The sequence below is a fragment of the Sphaerisporangium sp. NPDC049457 genome, assembly GCF_055586705.1.
The window spans coordinates 345,944-362,413 of record NZ_JBVJHR010000004.1; the positions used below are offsets into that span (position 1 = coordinate 345,944).

General features: G+C 71.9%; 11 protein-coding genes and 1 tRNA gene. 5 read left to right on the forward strand and 7 right to left on the reverse strand.

Going from position 1 to position 16,470, the window contains the following annotated elements; translation table 11 throughout:
• The first annotated feature begins 41 nt into the window (after window positions 1–41).
• The 3 genes from gyrA to ACZ6QO_RS09185 all read left to right on the forward strand — a co-directional run bounded on the left by gyrA (window position 42) and on the right by ACZ6QO_RS09185 (window position 3,934).
• Window positions 42–2,543 carry a DNA gyrase subunit A gene (gyrA, locus tag ACZ6QO_RS09175; RefSeq protein WP_465849122.1) on the forward strand — a complete coding sequence of 834 codons (2,502 nt, stop codon included), beginning with the start codon at window positions 42–44 and terminating at the stop codon, window positions 2,541–2,543.
• A 209-nt stretch (window positions 2,544–2,752) separates the two neighbouring features.
• Window positions 2,753–3,631 carry a DUF3566 domain-containing protein gene (locus tag ACZ6QO_RS09180; RefSeq protein ID WP_465849124.1) on the forward strand — a complete coding sequence of 293 codons (879 nt, stop codon included), beginning with the start codon at window positions 2,753–2,755 and terminating at the stop codon, window positions 3,629–3,631.
• 229 nt (window positions 3,632–3,860) lie between these two features.
• A tRNA-Ile gene (locus ACZ6QO_RS09185) sits at window positions 3,861–3,934 on the forward strand.
• A gap of 144 nt (window positions 3,935–4,078) precedes the next feature.
• Here ACZ6QO_RS09185 and ACZ6QO_RS09190 read toward each other — a convergent pair.
• Window positions 4,079–4,762, reverse strand: coding sequence for a hypothetical protein (locus tag ACZ6QO_RS09190; protein ID WP_465849125.1), 684 nt, complete (start codon window positions 4,760–4,762; stop codon window positions 4,079–4,081).
• Between the two features lie 136 nt (window positions 4,763–4,898).
• Between ACZ6QO_RS09190 and ACZ6QO_RS09195 the strand changes: the two genes are divergently transcribed.
• Complete coding sequence (locus ACZ6QO_RS09195) at window positions 4,899–5,282, forward strand: DUF4260 family protein (RefSeq protein WP_465849127.1); 384 nt, start codon at window positions 4,899–4,901, stop codon at window positions 5,280–5,282.
• A gap of 520 nt (window positions 5,283–5,802) precedes the next feature.
• Window positions 5,803–7,905, forward strand: coding sequence for a S9 family peptidase (locus tag ACZ6QO_RS09200; RefSeq protein WP_465849128.1), 2,103 nt, complete (start codon window positions 5,803–5,805; stop codon window positions 7,903–7,905).
• 25 nt (window positions 7,906–7,930) lie between these two features.
• Here ACZ6QO_RS09200 and ACZ6QO_RS09205 read toward each other — a convergent pair whose 3' ends face one another.
• From ACZ6QO_RS09205 to ACZ6QO_RS09230, 6 genes are all read right to left on the reverse strand, one after another.
• On the reverse strand, window positions 7,931–8,587 hold the full coding sequence (locus ACZ6QO_RS09205; protein WP_465849130.1) for a GAF domain-containing protein: 657 nt from the start codon (window positions 8,585–8,587) through the stop codon (window positions 7,931–7,933).
• The gene (locus tag ACZ6QO_RS09210) at window positions 8,574–9,449 is read right to left on the reverse strand and encodes a S8 family serine peptidase (protein ID WP_465849132.1); all 876 of its coding nucleotides are present in this window, start codon (window positions 9,447–9,449) and stop codon (window positions 8,574–8,576) included. Before ACZ6QO_RS09210 ends, ACZ6QO_RS09205 begins: the two co-directional genes overlap by 14 nt.
• Window positions 9,446–12,523, reverse strand: coding sequence for an AAA family ATPase (locus tag ACZ6QO_RS09215; RefSeq protein ID WP_465849134.1), 3,078 nt, complete (start codon window positions 12,521–12,523; stop codon window positions 9,446–9,448). The genes ACZ6QO_RS09210 and ACZ6QO_RS09215 overlap by 4 nt, the downstream gene beginning before the upstream one ends.
• Window positions 12,520–12,732: an aroma-sacti cluster domain-containing protein gene (locus tag ACZ6QO_RS09220; protein ID WP_465849135.1), complete on the reverse strand. Its 213-nt coding sequence runs from the start codon at window positions 12,730–12,732 to the stop codon at window positions 12,520–12,522. The genes ACZ6QO_RS09215 and ACZ6QO_RS09220 overlap by 4 nt, the downstream gene beginning before the upstream one ends.
• Before the next feature lie 262 nt (window positions 12,733–12,994).
• On the reverse strand, window positions 12,995–14,809 hold the full coding sequence (locus ACZ6QO_RS09225) for an AfsR/SARP family transcriptional regulator (RefSeq protein ID WP_465849136.1): 1,815 nt from the start codon (window positions 14,807–14,809) through the stop codon (window positions 12,995–12,997).
• 35 nt (window positions 14,810–14,844) lie between these two features.
• A complete protein-coding gene (locus tag ACZ6QO_RS09230; protein WP_465849138.1) occupies window positions 14,845–15,825 on the reverse strand; it encodes an ATP-grasp domain-containing protein in 981 nt (326 codons plus the stop codon).
• Window positions 15,826–16,470 lie beyond the last annotated feature (645 nt).

The window sequence follows — 16,470 nt, forward strand, 5'->3', positions numbered from 1 at the left end:
GGCTGCCGTACAGACCCATCTCCGAAAAGGACGTACCACCCGTGACGGAAGTGAACACCCCGCCCGGTCCTCCCGCCGACCGCATCGAGCCCGTCGACATCCAGTCCGAGATGCAGCGCAGCTACATGGACTACGCGATGTCGGTCATCGTGTCCCGGGCGCTGCCCGACGTGCGCGACGGTCTCAAGCCCGTGCACCGGCGCGTGCTCTACGCGATGTACGACGGCGGATACCGGCCCGACCGCGGGTACTTCAAGTGCTCCCGCGTCGTCGGCGACGTGATGGGGTCCTACCACCCGCACGGCGACGCGTCGATCTACGACACGGTCGTACGGCTCGCGCAGCCGTGGGCGCTGCGCTACACGCTGGTCGACGGCCAGGGCAACTTCGGCTCCCCCGGCAACGACCCGGCCGCCGCCATGCGGTACACCGAGTGCCGGCTCGCGCCGATCGCCATGGAGATGCTCCGTGACATCGACAAAGAGACCGTCGACTTCCAGCCCAACTACGACGGCCGCTCGCAGGAGCCCGTCGTCCTGCCCTCCAGGTTCCCGAACCTCCTGGTGAACGGCGCGGCCGGCATCGCGGTCGGCATGGCGACCAACATCCCGCCGCACAACCTGCGCGAGGTCGCCTCCGGCGTCCACTGGTGCCTGGAGAACCCCGAGGCCTCCGACGAGGAACTGCTCGAGGCGCTGATCGCCCGCGTGAAGGGCCCCGACTTCCCCACCGGCGCGCTGATCGTCGGCCGCCGCGGCATCGACGACGCCTACCGCACCGGGCGCGGCTCGATCACCATGCGGGCCATCGTCGAGGTCGAGGAGGACCCCAAGGGCCGGCAGTGCCTGGTCGTCACCGAGCTGCCCTACCAGGTCAACCCGGACAACCTCGCGCTCACCATCGCCGAGCTGGTGAAGGACGGCAAGGTCAACGGCATCGCCGACGTCCGCGACGAGACCTCCTCGCGCACCGGCCAGCGCCTGGTGATCGTCCTCAAGCGCGACGCCGTCGCCAAGGTAGTGCTGAACAACCTGTACAAGCACACCCAGCTCCAGACCACGTTCGGCGCCAACATGCTCGCCCTGGTCGACGGCGTGCCGAGGACGCTGCGGCTGGACCAGTTCGTCAAGCACTATGTCGCCCACCAGGTCGAGGTCGTCGTCCGCCGCACGCGCTACCTGCTGCGCAAGGCCGAGGAACGCGCCCACATCCTGAGCGGCCTGCTCAAGGCGATGGACCGCATGGACGAGGTCATCGCCCTGATCCGCCGGTCGCCGTCGGCGGCGCAGGCGGTCGGCGGCCTGATGGAACTGCTGGAGATCGACGAGATCCAGGCGCAGGCCATCCTCGACATGCAGCTGCGCAAGCTGGCCGCGCTCGAGCGCCAGCAGATCATCGACGAGTACGAGTCGCTGATGACGCAGATCGCCGACTACCAGGAGATCCTGGCGTCGCCGAGCCGTCAGCGGCAGATCGTAGGCGACGAGCTCGGCGAGATCGTCAACAGGTACGGCGACGAGCGCAAGACCGAGATCATCGCCTACGACGGCGACATGTCCATCGAGGACCTCATCGCCGAAGAGGACATGGTCGTCACCATCACCCGCGGCGGCTACGCGAAGCGCACCAAGACCGACCTGTACCGCGCCCAGAAGCGCGGCGGCAAGGGCGTGCGCGGCGCCCAGCTGCGCCAGGACGACATCGTCGAGCACTTCTTCGTCACCACGACGCACCACTGGCTGCTGTTCTTCACCAACAAGGGCCGCGTCTACCGCATCAAGGCCTACGAGCTGCCCGACGCCGGCCGCGACGCGCGCGGCCAGCACCTGGCGAACCTCCTCGCCATGCAGCCGGACGAGCACGTCATGGAGGTCCTCGACCTGCGCGACTACCAGGTCTCCCCGTACCTGGTGCTCGCCACCCGCAGCGGCCTGGTGAAGAAGACCCGGCTGTCGGAGTACGACTCCCCAAGGTCCGGCGGCCTGATCGCCATCAACCTCCGCGAGGACGACGAGGTGATCGCCGCGCGGCTGGTCTCCGAGGACGACGACCTGCTGCTGATCTCCCGGGGCGCCAAGTCCATCAGGTTCACCGCCTCCGACGACACCCTGCGCCCGATGGGCCGCGCCACCAGCGGCGTCATCGGCATGCGATTCCTGGACGGAGACGAGCTGCTCGCGATGAACGTCGTCAGCGACGGCGCGGACGTGCTTATCGCGACCGAGGGAGGGTATGCGAAGCGGACACCGGCGGATCAATATCCTGTTCAAGGAAGAGGCGGGCAAGGTGTGCTGACTGCCAAGATTGTGAGTGCCCGTGGCAAGCTGGTCGGAGCAGTCATGGTGAGTCCCGAGGACGAGGTGTTCGCGATCACCTCGGCCGGCGGGGTGATCCGGACCAGCGCGGGTGAGATCAAGCAGTCCGGCCGCCAGACCATGGGAGTGCGCCTGATGAACCTCTCAGAGGGAGACAGCGTGGTTGCCCTCGCCCGCAACGCCGAAGCGCTGGACTCCGAGGACAACGGGGGAGATGACGAGGAATGAGCCCTCAGGCGAACTCCGGAGGTTCCGGGGGGTCGGGCAAACCGACCGGCACTTCGGCCAACCGCAAACGTGGCACCCCAAAGGCGGCCCGTCCGGCGTCCTCGGTGAACTCCTCGACGCGCAACCAGGTGACGGAGAGCGTGAACTCCTCGGAAAGTACGGGCAAGGTCCGTTCCCCGGCCGACCAGAGTGATGACAGGGTTGTCGTCGTGTCCAATGACGACGACGCGGCGGTCCCCGCCGCAGGTGGGGAGGGCGGAGACGCGACGCTGCGCATCCGCTCCTCCTCGGTGCCCGACAACTCCTGGTCGCCCGCCGCCGACGGCCAGGGCGCCGGCCCGACCAGGCCCTCGCCCAGGCCGCAGACCGCTCCGTCTCCGGGGCAGCCGGCGGGTCAGAACGCGCGTCCCGCGCCGGCCGCCGCCCCGACGGGCGCGCCCCGTCCGGGCGCGGCCTCGCCGAGCGCGCCCCGCCCCGGCGCCGCCTCGCCGGGCGCTCCCCGTCCCGGCGCCGGCCAGTCGGGAGCACCGCGCCCCGGTGCCGCCCCGGCCTCGGGCCCCGGCGGCCCCGGCACAGGCACCCGTCCCGCAGCGGGGTCCGGCGCCTCCGGTTCCCGGCAGGGCGGTTTCGGCGCCGTGTCGGCTCTGTCCACGCCTGAGCCGATCGTCAGCGCCCGCCCAGAGCAGCGCGACAGGCCCGCGGCGCCCAAGGCGCCCCGCAAGGCCCACCTGGTGCTCCGCCGCATCGAGCCCTGGTCGGCGATGAAGTTCAGCTTCGTCGTCTCCCTGGTCTGCTTCGTGGTGCTCTTCGTGGCCGTCGCGGTCCTGTACGGGGTGCTGTCGGCGCTCGGCGTCTTCGACTCCATCGTGAACACCGTGACGCAGCTCACCGTGCCCGACGGCAAGACCAGCGCCGGCATCGACATCAAGTCCTGGTTCGAGCCGGTGCGCATCCTCGGCTACACCGCCCTGCTCGGCGCGGTGAACGTCGTTCTGATCACCGCCCTGTCCACGCTGGGCTCGGTCATCTACAACGTCGCCTCCGACCTGGTCGGCGGCGTCGAGGTGACCTTCAGCGAGGCCGAGTGACCCCACCCGCGCTCACAGTCCCGGCCACGCCGGTGCCGCCGACAGCCGCCCGGCCCCAGGCCGGGCCCGACCCCCGTTGACGACATCGGCCGCCCGCCGTCCCCACCAGACCGGGCGATAACTGGAGAAAACTGTGGCGCGGGAGGGCTCCAGAGCACGGTAAGCTTTTCCCTGTCGGTGAGACGGTTCGCTTCCGCCCAGCGGAGGCGATAGTCTTCTCTCCGCCAGCGGGGCTATAGCTCAGACGGTTAGAGCGCTTCCCTGATAAGGAAGAGGTCCCAGGTTCAAGTCCTGGTAGCCCCACCCATCTGAACAGCAAAAGGCCGCTACCCGATCTTCGGAGAGCGGCCTTCGTGCTGTCTGCGTGACTACCGTTCCTTGGCGGAACCATCGAAGGGTCGGCGAGGGATCTTCTGACGCGTCAGAGTCGCGCAGAGTGGTTCGCCGCTATGCCTTGTGGTCGGTTACATATGGCGTCAGCGCAAGCAGGCCAGTTCCTCGCACCTGCGTCTTGTGGGTCAAGGTCAACGGACTGACGCCGTACGCGGCGGCGATCTCAGGGGCTAATTCGAAGGCGACCCATTTCCACTCATCGATCTGTTCGCTGCTTGCGGTTCGCAGGTCTCCGCCGGCCGGTAGCCCCAGTTCCAGGCGGCGTGCCTGCTCCAGGGCCAGCGGATCGCCGAGAGTGAAGAGTTCGTCATCGGGCTCGCCGGTGGCCGCGTACCGGCGCACGACGATGCCGTGCTCGGCTATCAGCCACGCCGAGCCGTCCCCTTGTGCGCCGTAATAGTAGGCCTGGGCCGTCCCGTATCTTGTGCTGAGCGCCTTGCACAGTTGAAGCACTTCCTCACGGCGCTCGCTGTCGTAAGGATCGCACCACGCGCCGAGAATCAGAGTCCAGCCGTCCACTTCTGGAGTGACAAAGACCCGTAACAGGTGCTCATGATCATCCACTTCGCTGTGTCCATCGGCGTCGAGCACTTCTTGCGCCTCAGCGAACGTGATCGGCCTGAGCGGGGACAAGCCCAAGATTTCCATGACACCTGTCTGATCACCGGTCGGGACCGCGATCCAGTAGTTCCAGCACGTCCATACCGGCTCCGGCCTGTCCTTCAGCTCTTCTCGCATGGGCCCACTGTGTCAGGGCTGCGAGACAGTCAGCACCAGCCGGCAGCGGCGCTGCTTCCGGGGCTCGCCAGGACCTGTGTCGATGTCGAGTGCGCGCGGTGGCGCGCTTTCCGATCTCTACTTCTACGCTGTAGGTGTGACGACCGAACGCACGCGTGATGACGTGTCGAAGTCCGGTCCGCCGGTGGGCGGTCGGGCGCGAAAGATCGGCTGGGGGGCGCTCGCGCTGTTTCTGGCGGCGTTCGCGGTCTTCGAGAGCGCCAAGTACGGCCTGCCCACCACCGCCGCCGCGTTGATGTTCTTCGCGCTGCCCGACCTGGCAAGGCTCGCGGGGGTTCGTCCGCCTGGCAGGCTCTACCAAGCCGTGCATCGCGTGTGGATTCCGCTCGTGGTGCTGATCGTCTACAGCTTCGGACCGATCCCCTGGCCGCCGTTGTTCACCGCCGCCCTCGCGTGGCTTACCCGCATCGCGGTCGATCGCGCTTCCGGTCGCGGATTGCCGTCCACCGGTAGCTCCTGACGCCCGTCCGATGCCCGGGGCATCGGTGCCTGTCAGCCTTCCTGTCCCTGGGCGAGGGGATGCGAACGCGGTCCGCGGGTGACCGGTCGGCGTACACGCGGAGCGTGCCGGCGGGCGCGCGGCCGTCGTGCTTCTCCGGGGGGAGCATAACTCCGTTGATCCGCGGGCGCGGCGCGGGAGATGATCCGAACTCACATCGCGAAAGAGAGACTGCTGTGAGCTGGACCAAGCACTCCACCGCCGAGCACGCGGCCATTGCCGACGAGCGGAAGCCGGACGGATTCCTGATCGGCCGGGGACGGGACGCCGTGCCCGGCCGGTCGGGTGGATGAAGATCCAGAGGGCGGGGGTGTGGTATGGTTTATGCAGATAAGGCCGCTTTCCCGGGTTCCGGGGGCGGCCATCCTGCTTTTCAGGTGTCCATCGGCGCGCACGCATCGCGCCGGTCGCGCGGCCGCCGTGGCGCGTCCTGTCCTGAGAGCGGGAACGCGGGCGGCCGGCGCCTCGACGAAGGAGAAGCATGGCCATGCCCTCGCTGCCGCGGCAGCTCGCCCGTACCCGGCGTTTCACGCTGGGAGTACCCGGTCACTTCACGGTGTCGCCCGACGGAGGCACGGTGTTCTTCCTGCGCGCCAAGGCGGGGGACGACCCGGTCTCCTGCCTGTGGGCGATGGAGGTCGCCACCGGGCGGGAGCGGCTGCTGGTAGACCCGCTGACCTTGCTGCGAGGCGAGGAGGAACGGCTGTCGCCGCAGGAACGGACCCGCCGCGAACGCGCACGCGAACTGTCGTCCGGCATCGTCTCCTACGCCGCGGACGACTCCTGCCAGGTACTGGCGTTCGCGCTGTCCGGCGCCCTGTACGTCTTCCGGCCCTCTGACGGCGTGGCGCGCCGGCTGCCCGCCGCCGAACCGGTGGTCGATCCCCGGCCGGACCCGACCGGGCGACGCGTCGCGTACGTCAGCGGCGGCGCGCTGCGGGTGATCGAGGCCGATGGCGGCCGCGACCGGGTGGTGGCCGCCCCGGACGGTCCTGAGGTCGGGTTCGGGCTCCCCGAGCACGTCGCGGCCGAGTCGATGGGCCGGCACCGCGGGTACTGGTGGGCGCCGGACGGGAGCAGGGTGCTGGTGGCGCGGGTGGACGACGCTCCCGTCCAGCGCTGGTACATCGCCGACCCCATGGACCCGTCGCGCCCGCCGGTCGCCTTCCCCTACGCGGCCGCCGGCACCGCCAACGCCGAGGTCGGCCTGTGGATCGCCGATGTGGACGGCCCGGAGGGCGAGGCGCTAACGGAGGTCCGCTGGGACGCCGGGCGGTTCGAGTACCTGACCGAGGCCGGCTGGGACGTCTCCGGACCCTACGCCGCCGTGCAGAGCCGCGACCAGCGCCATCTCCTGGTCCTCGGCGTCGACGCCGCCACCGGCCTGACCGAGGTGCTGGCCGAGCAGCGTGACGACGCCTGGGTGGAGCTCGTGCACGGCCTGCCGGCGCGCACCGCGCAGGGCGTCCTGCTGACCAGCGCCGACCGTGACGACACGCGCCGGCTGCTCGCCGGCGGGCGGCCCGTCACCCCGCCGGGGCTTCAGCTCGACGCGGTCCTCGCCGTGGACGGCGAGACGGTGCTGTTCACCGCCTCTGAGGACCCGACGCAGATCCATCTGTGGGCGTACGACCCGATCGAAGGGCTGCGGCGGGTGAGCGGCGAGCCGGGCGTGCACACCGGTACCCGCCGCGCCGGCACCACCGTCCTGGTCTCCCGCACCCTTGACCGTCCCGGCACACGCACGTCCGTGCTGCGCGACACCCCGGTGGAGATCACTTCGTCGGCCGCGCGTCCGGTGCTCGACCTGCGCGTCGAGATGCTGACGCTCGGGCCGCGCGAGCTGCGCGCCGCGCTTTTCCTGCCCTCGTGGCACCGCGACGGCCCACTGCCGGTGCTGATGGACCCCTACGGCGGGCCGGCGATGCGCAAGGTGACCGCCGAGCGGGCGTGGTGGACGTACGTGTCGCAGTGGTTCGCCGAGCAGGGCTTCGCGGTGCTCGCGGTGGACGGGCGGGGCACGCCCGGCCGGGGACCGGCCTGGGAGCGGGCCGTGCACCTGGACCTCGCGGGCCCGGTGCTGGAGGACCAGGTCGCGGCGCTGTGGGAGGCGGCGGAGCTGCGTCCGGTACTGGACCTCACCCGGGTCGCCGTGCGCGGCTGGTCCTTCGGCGGGTACCTCGCCGCTCTGGCGGTGCTGCGGCGCCCGCACGTCTTCCACGCGGCCGTGGCCGGCGCTCCGGTCACCGACCAGCGCCTGTACGACACCCACTGGCGCGAGCGGCACCTCGGCCACCCCGACGAGCACCCGGAGGCCTACGACCGCTGCTCGCCGATCCTGGAGGCGGCGTCCCTCAGCCGTCCGCTGCTGCTGGTGCACGGGCTGGCGGACGACAACGTGGTCGCGGCGCACACCCTGCGCTTCTCCGCGGCGCTCCTGGCGGCGGGACGGCCGCACGAGGTGCTGCCGCTGCCCCGGGCGACGCATCTGCCCTCCGACGAGGCGGTGCAGGAGAACCTCCTGCTCCACCAGCTGGACTTCCTGCGGCGCGCCCTGGGGTTGCCCCGCCCGGCGGCGCGCTGAGCAGGCCAGAAGACCTGGGGGAGCGTCAGAGGAGCTCTTCCGCGACCGCCAGGAGTTTCACGGCGGTCGGATGAGCCGTTCCCGCTCCCCTGGGCACCCGTGCCGAGATGCGCTGCAGCAGCACGTGCACGTCGTCGCCGGGGGAGGCGGAGGCGTTCGCGTCCCGCAACCGCAGCAGCAGCTCCAGCCCGTACGCGGCCTGCGCCGCGATCAGCCCGAGAAGGTGCACGTCGGCCAGCTCGCCGCGCGAGTCGCCGGACGCCCCGGCCGCGCCGGGGTGGCGCGGCGCGGACGCCCGGTCCAGTACCTCCAGCACCCCGATGCACCGCTCGTGCCGGACGAGCGGCGCCGCCATGATGCTGTTCGGGACGTACCCGGTGGACTCGGCCGCGTCGTGGGCGAAGTGCGGCGTCTCGGCCACGTCGTCGGCGATCATCGGCTGGCCGCTCACCGCGACCCAGCCGGCGATGCCCGTGCCCGGTGGGAAACGCGTGCCCAGCAGGTGCTCCTCCCCCGCGCCCGACACCGCTTCGAAGACCAGCTCGCCGGTGTCGGGATCGACGAGGAAGACCGACGCGGCGGCCGAGCCGAACACGTGCCGGGCGACCTCCACGATGGACTGCAGCAGCCGGCGCTCGGTGATCTCCCCGTCATCGGGGGGCCGATGGTCATACAGCGACATACGCATCTCCGTTGCGGGTGACGACATTGTCGGCGGCCAGGTACAGCACCGACTTCAGCTGGAACGGGGTCATCGACGGGTGCTTGCCGAGGATGAGCGCGCAGATGCCGGTGACATGCGGCGCGGCGAAGCTGTTGCCGCTGCTGCGGACGCTCCGGCCGCCCGGCCAGGCGACCGGGACGCGGACGCCGCGCGCGTAGAACTCGGCCGGCGGGGCGGGGTTGTAGTAGTACGTCATCGGATCGGGCTCGTCGTGGCTGGCCACCGAGATCACCGACGAGAACGTCCACGGGAAGCTCAGCACCGGCATGTTGTGCGCGGCGGCGACGAGCAGGCACCGCCGGAAGTACGCGCGGTCGGCCAGCTGGTGCAGCGCCGGCAGGAACTCGCTCCGCGTGGTGGACAGGCTGAGGTTGATCAGGTCGAACCCTTCGTCGACGGCCCAGCGCAGTCCCGCGAGCAGGGCGGCGCCGCTGCCGGACCGTCCGTCGGTCAGCACCCGCACCGACGTCAGGCGCACCGCGGGGGCGATCGACCGGATCACGCCCGCGCACGCCGTCCCGTGGCCCGCCGGGTCGACAGGGGGGCATTCGGTCACTTCCGGCCGCTCGCCGCCGCCGGTGACCACGAGCGATCGTTCGAGGCCGCCGACCATCGGGTGCGCGCCGTCGACGCCGGTGTCGAGCAGGCAGACGCGCACCCCGGCGCCCGTCGCGCCGCCCCACGCCCACTCCCTGGTGACCTGCTCGTGCCGGGTGACCCCGAAGTCCTCCAGGGCCAGCCGGGAGGTGGCGGCGCTCCAGGCGGGCAGGCCGGGGAACTGCTCGCGCCGCTCGCGGCGCCAGGGTGGTGGCTGCGTCACCGGGGTCCCTCCTGTTCGGCGATGAGGGCGCGGATCCGTCCGGCGGGCAGGTCGGCGCCCTTGGCCGTGTAGTCGTGCAGCGCGCGCCCGGCGGCTCCGGCGGCCTCGGCGGCGCGCCCGGCCGCGCGGTAGACGACGGCGAGGTCGGTCAGCACGTCGCCGCGCAGGCACGGGTCGTCGGTGCGGTCCAGCGTCCCCTCCGCCCTGGCCGCGAAGGCGAGGGCGGTGCCGTGGTCGCCGTCGAGGGACGCCAGCCGGGCGCGTACGGCGAGCAGGACCAGTTCGCCGCGGGTCTGCAGCCGGCCGCCGCCCGCCTCCAGCGGGTCCAGCGCCTCTCCGGCCTCGGCGGCCAGGCCCTGCCGCAGCAGCTCGCGCGCCGCGTACGCCTCCAGCGTCCTGGCGGGTTCGGCGTGCCCGGCGCGGTGCAGGGCGGACGCGCACCGCCGGAACAGCTTCTCCGCCGTCGCGTGGCGGCCGTCGAGCGACTCGGCGAGGCCGCGCACCTGGTTCACCGCGGTCGCCGCCATGTCCAGGTGGAGGTCGCTGGTGTGCTGTTCGGCGGTGGCCAGCACGGTGCGGGCGCCGGCGACGTCGCCGGCCAGGGCCAGCAGGCGGGCCTTGGTGAGCAGGACGGGGATGAGCAGCGCCCGGTCGCCGCCGAACCTGGCCGACAGCTCTGCGCACAGCGCCAGGCTCTCCGGCAGCGGCGTGGGGGACCACTGCGCCAGCTCGCACAACCCGCTGAGCAGGCGATCCTCCTCGTACCGGTCGCCGAGCGAGCGGGCACGGGCCAGGCCCTCGCGCAGGGCGGCCTCCGCGGCGCCGGACCGGCCCTCAAGAGTGCTCACCAGCCCCTCGAACTGGTGGAAGCGGCACCAGCCCAGGTCGTCGCCGGGGTCGACGGCGAGCAGGTCGCGCAGCGGTTCGGGCGCGGCGGGGCGGGTGCCGAAGCGCACCGCCAGCGTCTCACGCTGGATCTCGCAGGTGAGCCGGGCGCGCCGGTCGCCGGGCAGCATCCGCTCGGCGGTGTCCAGCGCGGCCGACGCGCGGACGCCGTCGCCGCAGGCCAGCCAGGCGTCGCAGATGCGCACCGCGAGAGGACGGTGCCCGGGGTCGCCGGCCGGCAGCAGGTCGCGGCCGCGTTCCAGCAGGGCGATGGCGGCGGGCAGGTCGTTGCGGTGCAGCGCCTGGGTGCCCTCGCCGATGAGGGCCCGCGCGGCGCGTTCGGTGAGCGCCGGCAGCAGCGGGTCGTCCGGGCGGACCTCCCGGCGGAGATGGCAGGCGGCCTCCAGGTGGTGGGTCAGGTCGCCGTGCGAGGACTCCTCGTACGCCCCGTCGGGCTGCGGCCGCGCGGTCGCGGCCGGGCCGGACAGCCGGTCGGCGAGCGCCAGGTGCCACTCGGCCCGCAGCTCCTTGCGGGTCATGGCGTAGACGGTGTCGCGGGTGAGGGTCTGGGTGAACTGGAACGAGCCGGGGGCGTCGCGCCTGCGGACCATGCGGCGCCGCAGCAGCCGGCGCAGCAGCTCCTCCATCGACGGCTGGCCGTCCAGGCCGTCCTGGCACAGCACGCGGAGCTGGTCCTCGGTGAAGACGTGGCCGATCGTCGCGGCCCGTTCCAGCACCTCGCGCTCGCCGTCGCCGAGGCGGTCCAGGCGGGCGCCGAGCAGGGCCTGGATGGTCGGCGGCAGCGGCGCGTCCTCCCCCTCCTCCAGCAGGGTCTCCAGCATCAGCTCCGCGAACAGCGGGTTGCCGTCGGAGCTCTCGGCGACCCGCGCGCACAGGCCGTCCAGGCCGTGCCCGACCACCTCGGCCTCCGGCGCCCGGCTCGCCGACAGCGCGGCGACCAGGTGCTCCATCTGGGCGGACTCCAGCGCGCCGAGCTCCAGCGACGAGGAGCACGCCATGCCTCCGCCCCAGGTCGGACGGGCTTCGAGCAGCTCGGGTCTGGCCACGCAGACCAGCAGGACCGACACGTCCACCAGCCACGTCGCGAGGTCGTCGATCAGGTCGAGGAGCGTCGGCTCCGCCCAGTGCAGGTCCTCCCAGACGACCACGAGCGGCCGGCGCCGCGCCAGCGCCTCGAAGAGGGTGCGCACCGCCCGCGCGACCTCCTCGACGCCGGCCACCTCGCCGTCCCGCGGCGTGCGGGAGGCGTCCGCGGTCATCAGGCCGCGCAGGGCCGGCACGCTCTCGGGCTCCACCGACGGGGTGATGTCCGCCCAGGCGCCGTTGAGGGATTCGAGCATCTCGGCCACCGGCCGGTAGGTGATGCCGGCCCCGTACGAGCGGCACCGGCCGATGAGCACGGTCACCTCCTCCGGCAGGGCGTTGACGAAGTCGCGCACGAGCCGTGACTTGCCGATGCCCGGCGTGCCGAGCAGCGTGACCACACAGCACCGGCGGCCCCGGGTGGCCCGCCGGTACGCCTGGCGGAGCTGCTCCATCTCGTCGTCGCGGCCGACGAGCGGTACGGCGTCGTCGCCGTGCCGCCCGGGGGCCGGTTCCAGCGACGCGAGCCGCCACGCCCGCACGGGTCCGCTCTTGCCCTTCAGCGTCAGCGGCGGCACCGCCTCAAGGCGCGCCTGCGTCCGCACCATGCGCGCGACCTCGTCCGCGACGAGGATCTCGCCGGTGCCCGCCGCCGACTGCAGCCGGGCCGCCGTGTTGACGGTGTCGCCGATGACGCGCAGGTCGGACCCGGGCATGTCGATGACCACGGCCTCGCCGGCGGAGACGCCGCAGTGCACCTCCAGCCGAAGTCCGTGCGTCAGGGCGAGCCCGTCGCTCAGCTCGCTCACCCGGGTGAGGGCCGTGTGCGCGGCGCGCACCGCGCGCAGGGCGTCATCCTCGCTGCTCAGGGGGATGCCGAACACGGCCATGATGGCGTCGCCGATGAACTTCTCCACGACGCCGCCGTGTTCGGCGATGCCCGACACGCACGCCTGGTAGTACCGGTCCAGGATGTGCCGCAGCAGTTCGGGGTCGAGGCGCTCGGCGAGCTCGGTCGAGCCGACCAGGTCGACGAACAGGACGACGACGTTGCGGCGCGCGGGGCGGGGCGCCCTGGCGCTCATACGAGCTTCAGTTCATGACCCTCGACCTCGGCCGCCACGGCGTCCAGGCGGGTTTTGATGGAGTTCAGCAGCTCGACCTCCGGCCGGCTCAACTCCGCGAAGACCTGTCGTTGCCGTTCGCTGAGCAGGTCGACCGGATGACCGGCCTCGCGCAGGGTGGTCAACGCGTCGAACGGCTGCTGCCCGGTCCGAATCTCGCGGCTGTCCATCGGCCACCTCCTGCTCGCGCCCCCCGCGGCCTGCGGGCCACTGGTGAACCAACACGCTAGACACGCCGGGTTTGGCGGCAGTATGGCGCCGCCATGCCGTCGCCATACTGGCCCCAAACTGGCCCGAAACTGGGCGCCTTTAGCGTGTGGTCCGCCGCTGGGCGGCGGTCTCCCCGGCCGGGGTGGACTGCCCGCCGTGACCAGGCCCGCGCTCAGAGACCCCGGTGCCCGTCCACAGCCTGTGGCCGCCGCGGAGCTCCGTTCAGAGCCCGTGGCCGCCGCGGAGCTCGGCCGCGTACCTGTGCGCGAGCGGTGACATGGTGTAGTAGGCCATGGAGTGGGCCATCACCTGGGCGCCGCTCATCGCCGGCTGCGGCACCGAGAGGATGTTCGCCTCCAGCAGCGACTCGATGGCCCGTTCGGCCGATCTGCAGGTGCCGTTCAGCGCCGCGACCAGCTCTTCGTGGCTGAACGGCGGCCCGGGCAGCGCGCCGAGGGCCAGGAACGCCGCGCGGTGCGGCCACGAGGGCTGGTTGTAGCACTCTTCGAACCGGCCGCGCAGGGAGGTCTCCCCCGCGACGAACTCGTCCAGCACGTTCTCCGAGCGCTCCAGCCGGTCGGCCAGACGTCCGACGGGCACGTGCCGGAGCCCGGCGAGCCTGCCGCCGAGCAGGCGAAGGACCAAGGGGGACAGTCCGTACTGGTCGAAGATCGCCATGACGGCGGGCAGGTCGCCGAGCACGCGGTCGCGTCCGATCAGCCTGCCGAGGAAGTCGATGCCCTCGTCGGGCGACAGCTCCGTCAACCCCACCCGGGTCACCGACTCCAGCCCGCTGAGCCGGCTCCGGCTGGTCACCAGTACCCTGCTGGCCGTCGTGCCGGGAAGCAGCGTGCGGACGCTGGACTCGTCGGGGGAGTCGTCCAGGACGAGCAGGACCTTCCGGTTGGCGAGCCAGGACCGCCAGACCGAGGCGAGCACGTCGTCGTCGTGGACCCCGGCGACGTGCAGGCCGACGGCCTCCAGGATCTCCCGCTGGAGGTCCACGGTGGCCCTCGGCGCGCCGCCCTGGCGGCGCAGCGCGACGACGAGCGCCCCGTCCGGGAAGCCGGGGGCCAGCATGTGCGCGACGTGCAGGGCCAGAGCGGTCTTGCCGATGCCCGGCTCACCGGTGATGAGCGTGACGGCGGCCGCCTCGTCGAGGATGCGCCGTATCTCCTGCTCCCGGCCGACGAAGTCGGCGACGTCGCGCGGCAGCTGGTTGGCGAGGGCCTGGATCGTCCGCGGGCGGGCGGCGACGGCGTTGCCCGCCGCGCCCGCGGGCCGCCGTCCGTCGCCCCGCAGAATCTCCTGGTACAGGTTCCTGAGCACCGGGCTCGGGTCGAGGCCCATCTCGGCGGCGAGATGGCGGCGCAGGACCTCGAAGTGCGACAGGGCCTCGGAGGTGCGCCCGCAGCGGTACAGCGCGGTCATCCTCGCCGCGGCGATGCGCTCGCGCGAGGGGAAGCGCGGGGCGAGGGCGTCCAGGGAGGCCAGGGCATCGACGTGGTGGTTCAGCTCGACCTCCAGCTCCACCCAGTCCTCGTAGACCGACAGGAACAGTTCGGTGGAGCGGCCGATCGCCTTGGCGACCAGCGGCACGTGGGAGAACTCGGCCAGCGGCGGGTCCTGCCACATGCGCACGGCCTCGCCGAGCAGCTCGGCCGCGACCGCGAGGTCGCCGGTGCGGATCGCGGCGCGGCCCGACTTCGCCAGTTCGAGGAACCGCAGCAGGTCCAGCTCCGAGGGGTCGGCGTACAGCCGGTAGCCCCAGCCCTCGAAGTTGAGCCGATCACCGAAGATCTTCCGCAGTCCCGAGACGTACACCTGCAGGTTCTTGCGGGCGGTCCGCGGCGGGCGCTCGCCCCAGAGCGCGTCGATCAGCTGGTCGGACGGGATGACGGCGTTGGCGTGGCAGAGCAGGATCGCCAGCAGGAGCCGCTGCTTGGGCGCGCCGATGACCGCCGTGCGATCGTCCACCCTGACCTCGAGCGGGCCGAGTATCGAACAGTGCAGTCGGAACGAAGCCGCGTTGTCCATACGCTTTCCTTGATTTCGCGCCGCTTCTGTGACGGTCATCGGGCACGGCCGCCGATCGGGGTGCCCAGCATGAGGAAGTCGACGATGTCGATCGGCGGGGGAGCGCCGGCGCTTCGCAGGGCGTCCAGATGCCGTCTTCTGATCATGAACGCGGCGGCGGAGGAGACCGCGGTCCCCCCGGCCCTGGTCTCGAACCAGCGCCAGTCGCCGTCCACGTTGACCTCCAGGAACACCACCTCCGTCCCGCGGAGCAGGAGGTCGAAGGCGCCGTAGGCCAGTCCCCACAGTTCCGCGAGCGTGCCCACGACCTCGGCCGCAGCCGCCGGGACGGCCACCGGCGTGACCGGCACCCGCGCCCCGTCGCGCCACGGCGCGTCCGGGGAGGGCTTGGCGACCGCGTACGCGTGCACGGCGCCGTCCACGTAGTAGACCCGGAGTTCGGCGTCGTGCTCGACGTGCTCCTGCACCATGACCGGGAAGTCGAGTACCGGTCGGCGGGCAAGGTCCTCGCGCGGCACGACCTGGGGGAATACGCCGACCAGGAGGCCGGGCGCCGTCTCGAAGAAGTGCTCGTCCACCACCTTGACCACGAACCGGCGGCCGGCCATCCGCGCGGCCGCCGCGGCGGGGTCGGTGGTGACCACCGTCTCGGGGACGCGGACCCCGGCCCGCGCGGCGCCGGCGAGTTGCTCCAGGTGGCCGGGCCCGTCCGCCGGCAGGCTCCAGGGCGCCAGCGCGGCCAGTTGGCGGACCAGAGCGGCCCAGGAGTCGGCGCGCACCATGGTCACGGCGGGGTCGCCGGCGCCGGGCATCGCGCGGGGGGAGAAGTGCCGCGCCCAGACGACGGTCGGAGCGACGCGGCGCCCGTCCAGCATGAGGGAGCGGTCGCCGACCTGCCAGGACAGGTCCAACGCCGCCACGCTCTCGGCGTCGATCCGCACGCTGGGGACGCCGAGGCGGCGCAACATGGTCTGCAGGACGGCGAACTCGCCGCATCCGGCCCGATCGGCGAGCACGACGCACGGTGCCGCTGTGACGGGTGCCGCTGTCACAGGCGCCGCCGTCACAGCGGCGTCCGGCCGCGGCGGGCACCATGACACCGTGCCGCGCGACGAGCGCAGATCGACGGTGACGGGAGGGCCGTGGAACCGGCTGGGAAGGCCGTCCCCCTGACCGCCGGCGGGGCCTAGCAACGTCCGTCCGCAACCCTGGGTAGGCGCGAAGCGTCACGGGCGTCCCCCGCCGATGCTCCATGTGAAATCACCATGCTGTTCACGTACACACCTCCACCAGTCGCGATGACGGCGAATTATTGACAAGAAGATGCATAAGTGGAAAATAGGCGGCTTTGATCTGCTATGGGGGGAGTTTGATGACTCAATGAGAGCACGAGCGAGCATGGTCCGCAAGCGGTGTTTCCGCAGGTAGACAAATTCGGTGTCCGAGTGGGGCGCGCCGTTCTTATCGGTGCGCCGAGGTCTTCGCCGGGGATTTTTGGGCGGCGCGCCGTGTCCGAAAATTGGGGCCGCCGACCGCTTTGACGGCGCGGTCGATTTCACCGTTGAGAGCGCCGCGGGTGATGGGCCCGGACCGCTCCATCGTCAGACCTGAGCATGGGTCATGTTCTCCCAGGCAGGGCGGGACGCTTAGGCGTGGTGGCC